The sequence below is a fragment of the Micrococcus sp. genome, from assembly GCF_030523875.1.
In the GTDB taxonomy this organism is placed as follows: Bacteria; Actinomycetota; Actinomycetes; order Actinomycetales; family Micrococcaceae; genus Micrococcus.
The window spans coordinates 1-3837 of the sequence record NZ_JAUNHR010000129.1; the positions used below are offsets into that span (position 1 = coordinate 1).

Below are 3837 nucleotides of genomic sequence, written 5' to 3' on the forward strand. Positions count from 1 at the left end.
CCGGCCTTCTTCTGCTGGTCCGGGCCCTTGAAGCCGAACGCGGAGACGTAGGCGCGCGAGGGCATCTCCACGTTGCCGACCTTGATGTAGTCGAGGCCGTCGGAGACGACCTCCCACAGGGACTTCTCCGGGTCGATGTTCGCGCGGGTCTGGTCCACGTAGGAGATCTTGACGGTCTCGCCGATCTTCAGGTCGCCGCCGTCGAGGGGCTCGAGGCCCACGATCGTCTTGAACAGGGTGGTCTTGCCCACGCCGTTCGGGCCGATCACGCCGACGATGCCGTTGCGCGGCAGGGAGAAGGACAGGCCGTCGATCAGAGTGCGGCCGTCGAAGCCCTTCTGCAGGTCCTTGGCCTCGATGACCACGTTGCCCAGGCGCGGGCCCGGCGGGATCTGGATCTCCTCGAAGTCCAGCTTCCGGGTCTTCTCCGCCTCGGCCGCCATCTCCTCGTAGCGGGCCAGGCGGGCCTTGGACTTGGCCTGGCGGCCCTTGGTGTTGGAGCGCACCCAGTCGAGCTCCTCGGAGAGGCGCTTGGCGAGCTTGGCGTCCTTCTTGCCCTGGATCTCCAGGCGGGCCTTCTTGGTCTCCAGGTACGTGGAGTAGTTGCCCTCGTACGGGTAGAGACGGCCGCGGTCGACCTCGCAGATCCAGCCCGCCACGTGGTCCAGGAAGTAGCGGTCGTGGGTCACGGCGACGACGGCGCCCGGGTAGGAGGCCAGGTGCTGCTCGAGCCACAGCACGGACTCGGCGTCGAGGTGGTTGGTGGGCTCATCGAGCAGCAGCAGGTCCGGCTTGCTCAGCAGCAGGGCGCAGAGCGCCACGCGGCGCTTCTCGCCGCCGGAGAGGTGCTCGATCCGGGCCTCGGGCGGCGGGCAGCGCAGGGCGTCCATGGCCTGGTCCAGCTGGGAGTCGAGGTCCCATGCGTCGGCCGCGTCGATCTCGGTCTGCAGCTGGCCCATCTCCTCCATGAGGGCGTCGAAGTCCGCGTCCGGGTCCGCCATCTCCTCGGAGATCGCGTTGTAGCGCTGGATCTTGCCGTGGATCGCCCCCACGCCCTGCTGGACGTTCTCCAGCACCGTCTTGTCCTCGTCCAGCTTGGGCTCCTGCAGCAGGATGCCCACGGAGTAGCCCGGGGACAGCCGCGCCTCGCCGTTCGAGGGCTCGTCCAGCCCGGCCATGATCTTGAGGATCGTGGACTTGCCGGCGCCGTTGGGGCCGACCATGCCGATCTTGGCCCCCGGGAAGAACGACATGGTGACGTCGTCCAGGATCAGTTTGTCGCCCACCTTCTTGCGGGCCTTGACCATCGTGTAGATGAATTCCGCCATGGCACCCAGGCTAGTGGGTGGGTCCCGGAATCCGGTCATCGCCCGCCGGAGGGCGGGCCCGCCGGAGCGGCCCCGGCGCGCCCGCCCTCCCTCAGGCCGCGACCGGCTGGGCGACCTCCCGCCCGGCCTGCTCCCGGTCCTGCCCGCGGCCCGGCTCCGGGCCGTCCCCGGCCGCGGGGGCGTCCCCGCCGCGGAACGCCTCCGGCAGCGGGGCGTCGAAGCCGTCGGAGCCGTCCCGGCCGGCGTCGTCCCGGTCCTCGCCGTCGGGACGGGCGGCCCCGCCCGGACCCTGGTCCTCGGCCCGCGCGGGGCGCATGTTGCGCATGAAGGCGGAGGACCCGTAGCCCAGGTCCAGGCCGACGGCGTCGGCCACCACGTCCACGGAGGTGCCGGAGCGCTCGTCCGTGCTCCAGTCCCGCACGCGCAGCCGGCCGGTGACGATCACCGGGTTGCCCTTCTTCACGGACTGGGCCGTGTTGGCGCCGAGCTGGCCGAAGGCGGAGACGCTGTACCAGTTGGTGTGGGCGTCCACCCACATGCCGGCGTCCCGGTCGAAGCGGCGCTCCGTGGTGGCCAGGCGGAAGCCGACCACGGCGGACCCCGAGGCGGTGTGCCGGGTGGCCGGGTCCGTGGCCACGAACCCGCGGATGGTGATGGTGTCCTGCATGACGGTCCCTCCCTCGCTCCGCCGCGGGCCCGTGCCCGGGCGGTCGGTCTCAGCGGATCGGGCGACCCGCCTGCCCCCATCCCACCGTCCCGGGCCCCGCGCCGCGCACGGGGCGGCGCCGGCGGTGGACGGGTCACCGGCGCCGGTCGCCTGTGCAGGAGAGGACGGCCGGTAGACTGGCGCGGCCCAGCCCCAGTAGCTCAGCTGGACAGAGCAGCGGCCTTCTAATCCGCCGGTCGGGGGTTCGAATCCCTCCTGGGGCACCCCGCGCGTCGACGACGTCGACGCCCCCCGCATTCGAGGAGGCTCCCCTGGACCGCGTGCGCGCCTGGCTGAACCGGCCCCGTCCCGAGGTCCCGACGGTGCGGGTCAGCCGCCGCCAGGGCCTCCAGCTGGGCCTGCTGCTGGCGCTGTCCGCGGCGCTGAGCATCACGCACTCCTTCCTGCGGTACGCCGCGTACGAGGCCAAGGGCTACGACCTCGGCATCTTCGACCAGGTGGTCCGGCAGTACGCGCTGCTCAACGCGCCACTGAGCTCGGTCAAGGGCGTCGACTTCCACATCCTGGGAGACCACTTCCACCCGATCCTGGCCCTGCTCGCCCCGGCGTACTGGATCTGGCCGGACCCGAGGATGCTGGGCATCGTGATGGCCGCCGCGCTGTGCCTGGCCGCCGTGCCCGTGTACCTCTTCGCCCGGCGCCGGGTCACGCACGGCTGGGCGCTGGTCGCCGTCGCCGCCCTCCTGCTGTCCTGGCCCTTCCAGGCGATGGTGAACTGGGACTTCCACGAGGTCACCCTCGGCGTGCCGATCCTGGCCTGGCTGGTGTGGGCGCTCGACGGCGGGCGCCCGTGGCTCGCCCTCGCCCTCGGCGTCCTGCTGCTCGCCGTCCGCGAGGACATGGGCATCACCCTGTGCGCCGTGGGCCTGGTGTTCGCCCTGCGGCGGCACTGGGTGCAGGCCGCGCTCGCGGTGGTGCTCGGCCTGGCCGGCTACTGGTTCGCCACGTCCGTGGTGATCCCCCACTACTCCCCCACCGGCGGGTTCGGCTACTGGCAGTTCCAAGCCCTCGGCCCGGACATGGGCTCCTCGCTGCTGACGATCCTCACCCGGCCCTGGGAGGCGGTGGCCGCGCTCGTGGACCACCCGCTCAAGCTCGCCCTGTGGCTGCTGCACCTCGTGCCCCTGCTGCTCCTGCCGGTCCTCAGCCCGCTGACGCTCATGGCGCTGCCGATCCTGCTCTCCCGCCTCTGGAACGACCGCCTCAACGTGTGGGCCCCCGTCTACCAGTACGACGCGATCCTGGCGCCGGTCCTGCTCATGGCGGCCCTCGAGGCGGCCGTCCGCCTCGCGGACCGCTTTCCCACCGTCCGCCGCATGCCGCAGGTGCTGGTGACGTGGGCGCTCGCCGTCGCCGTGGTGGGCACCGCGGCCTTCCCTCAGGTGTTCCCCTACCACCGCACCCTCACCGGGGACCTGACGGTCACCCAGCACGCCCGGGACCTGGACCACGCCGTCTCCCTCATCCCGGACGGCGTGTGCGTGGAGGCCGCGGACAACGCGGTGCCGCACCTCACCGCGCGCACGCACGTCGGGCTCCACGGGGACATCGGGGACGAGCTCGCCACGTGGATGATCGTCGACACCTCCGTGGAGGAGCTGGGCGGCTGGGACCCGCTGACCCCGGACCAGGCGCTCGCGCGCGCCGAGCGCCTCGGGTTCGAGCAGGTGTGGGCCGCGCGCGACGTCGTGGTCCTGCGCCATGCCTCCCGCGCGGTCTCCCCCGTCTGCTCGACCTACCTCGAGCACCGCTGACCGCGGCGCCGTCGACGGCTCAGGCGCG

3 protein-coding genes and 1 tRNA gene are annotated in these 3837 nt (G+C 72.3%); 2 read left to right on the top strand and 2 right to left on the bottom strand.

What is annotated here, in order from left to right; translation table 11 throughout:
• Together ettA and ssb are read right to left on the bottom strand one after the other, a co-directional pair.
• Nucleotides 1-1328: energy-dependent translational throttle protein EttA (gene ettA, locus Q4D18_RS11275; protein ID WP_303128475.1), on the bottom strand; the 1328-nt coding region annotated here is incomplete at its 3' end.
• Between the two features lie 91 nt (nucleotides 1329-1419).
• Complete coding sequence (gene ssb / locus Q4D18_RS11280) at nucleotides 1420-1995, bottom strand: single-stranded DNA-binding protein (RefSeq protein ID WP_303128476.1); 576 nt, start codon at nucleotides 1993-1995, stop codon at nucleotides 1420-1422.
• A 189-nt stretch (nucleotides 1996-2184) separates the two neighbouring features.
• On the opposite strand from ssb, the gene Q4D18_RS11285 reads away from it, so the two are divergent.
• Nucleotides 2185-2258 (top strand) — tRNA-Arg (locus Q4D18_RS11285).
• A gap of 57 nt (nucleotides 2259-2315) precedes the next feature.
• On the top strand, nucleotides 2316-3809 hold the full coding sequence (locus Q4D18_RS11290; protein ID WP_303128477.1) for a DUF2079 domain-containing protein: 1494 nt from the start codon (nucleotides 2316-2318) through the stop codon (nucleotides 3807-3809).
• The last annotated feature ends 28 nt before the right edge of the window (nucleotides 3810-3837 follow it).